Origin of the sequence: Moraxella tarda (genome assembly GCF_035181405.1) — a bacterium.
GTDB lineage: Bacteria > Pseudomonadota > Gammaproteobacteria > Pseudomonadales > Moraxellaceae > Moraxella.
In genome coordinates this window covers 1-1667 of the sequence record NZ_JAYGGV010000013.1, presented here as the reverse complement: position 1 = coordinate 1667, position 1667 = coordinate 1, and the positions used below count along the sequence as shown (strand labels likewise).

2 protein-coding genes are annotated in these 1667 nt (G+C 43.3%); both read right to left on the bottom strand.

The window, feature by feature from the left end; translation table 11 throughout:
* A partial coding sequence (locus U9670_RS08675; RefSeq protein ID WP_323842620.1) for a major capsid protein occupies positions 1-941 on the bottom strand: 941 nt, incomplete at its 3' end.
* A gap of 6 nt (positions 942-947) precedes the next feature.
* The coding region (locus U9670_RS08670; RefSeq protein ID WP_323842619.1) for a DUF6651 domain-containing protein at positions 948-1667 on the bottom strand (720 nt) is incomplete at its 5' end.

Below are 1667 nucleotides of genomic sequence, written 5' to 3'. Positions count from 1 at the left end.
GTTTGTAATAGTACGCCTGCTGTGTCTTTGATGTCGGTAGCGATTTGTTCCCAGTTGGTAGGCGTTGCCAATGCACCTGCATTTGGATTGTTGCCACCTGCTGTTGTTTTCCAGCTGTAACCCTTAACGCTTGTGGCATAAGACCATTCAGCTTGATAAGCGTTTGTGATGTTTTCCAAGCCTGTTTTTGGCACAATCACACTGTTAAAGTCGTTTTGTGTTGAAACAATGATACCGCCTTCGGTCAAGCCAAGCGTATTAAATTTGGTTGTTTCGTGTAGCAAGTCAGGGCTATCTGTTACGATAAGCACACGCCCAAATGGGTCACGCAACACATTCACGCTGTCATAGGTAAATAAGCGTTCGCTGTTCGCCAAAGCGTTTAGATGCAACTGCGACAATGCTCCAGAGTGCATTACCCACGCAGCGATAGAGCTTGAACGGTCGCCAAAACGACTTGCACCTTTGGTTAGCGTTGCAAAATCAATCGGCTTTGTGGTTGCGTTCTCCACCGCCTTTGTGTTGCTCTTAATTGCCGCCACACCTGCTTTAATACCTGCGTTTAGCATATCAGCCAACATTGCTTTGGCAAGCTGTTCGCCAATGACAACAGACGCTGTTTGCGGATTTTGTTTTACCCAAGCATATTGAGCATTTTCCCACAAGATTTCAGGCGTACCTGCTGCGATTTTTACCGCCACTTTTTTGTGTTGGCTTAGGCGTGTTGAGTCAATTTTATTTTGACCGTTTTCCACATCACGACGGCGAACCAAACCGCTCAATAGCTTAAATGACGCTTCAATATCAAAATCGCCCTCAAATGGTTTTGGCACAAGTTGCAAAACACCATTAGATTGAGCGTTAAACTTTTCCACTTCTTGACCGATAGTCTCAGTTGCAATCAGCCAAGTTTGCTTGTTAAATTTTTCTAAATCAAACATAAAATATTACTCCTGTGCTTGTAACCAAGCCACTTTTTCAGCTTGAGTTTTGCACTCACTAAATGATTTGTTAATTTTACCGCCTTGCGATTGAAAACCGCCTGCACCGCTTGCCGTATCGGCTTTTAGGATATTATCCTTATGCGGATAAGCGTCAATAATCATCTCTAAGGCTTCATCAAAACTTGCCAACTCGCCAGCATTGATACGAGAATAAATCGGATTTCCATCGCCATATTTCGCCACCAGTTTGCCCTGTTCATCAATACTAAAATGCTTACCAAATTGTGCCTGCATAATATCAGACGGCAAAATGGTTTTTTCGGTAATGACCTTTGAACGAGCAAACTCACCGCTAATCATTGATTGATGATATTGTTGTGTAATGCCATCTCGTTCAGCGATGACAGCTTGTAACTGCTCATCAAAAGCCTTTTTGGTTTCAGCTTTGACTTTTTCCACTTCGCCTGCGTCGATTAGCTTTTTATCATCAAAATTCTTAACGGTTTCTAATGCTGTGCGTGCTGCTTGTGCGTCTAGCCCATCAAATGCCTTTAATTTGGTTTCCACCGCCTCTTTTGCCTCTCGATGTGCCTTAGCCTCACTGTTTAGCTGTGTAATCTTTTGTGTGGCTTGCAGTGCATCAAACGCCACTTCTTTGCCATCATCATACACATAAACAGGTTTGCCATCTTGCACAACAACATGACCGTTTTCATCAAGTTT